The following is a 245-nucleotide window of genomic DNA, read 5'->3' on the forward strand; positions in this document are numbered from 1 at the left end:
ACATCTTCTCACGTTGAGTTTTGCTGACCACACTGAGGCTCCCTTTATCCAGGAGATTCTCATGAACCACGAACTCAATGCCATGCAGGCTTTCTGGCTCGGCCATCTCTATCACGCATCCGTCACCCAGAGGCCGCTAAGCCAGTATGCTGCGCAACAAGGGCTAACCTTAGCCGATTTATTGCGTTGGGAAAAACGCTTGAACGTACGCGGCCTGCCGGTACCACCACGCCACCGTCCCGCTC

1 protein-coding gene is annotated in these 245 nt (G+C 55.1%); it reads left to right on the plus strand.

Annotated features, from left to right (window positions below; genetic code table 11):
* Positions 1–61: 61 nt before the first annotated feature.
* The coding region (locus M8006_RS18075) for a hypothetical protein (RefSeq protein WP_250084624.1) at positions 62–245 on the plus strand (184 nt) is incomplete at its 3' end.

The sequence above is a fragment of the Halomonas llamarensis genome (genome assembly GCF_023555005.1).
Taxonomy (GTDB): domain Bacteria; phylum Pseudomonadota; class Gammaproteobacteria; order Pseudomonadales; family Halomonadaceae; genus Vreelandella; species Vreelandella llamarensis.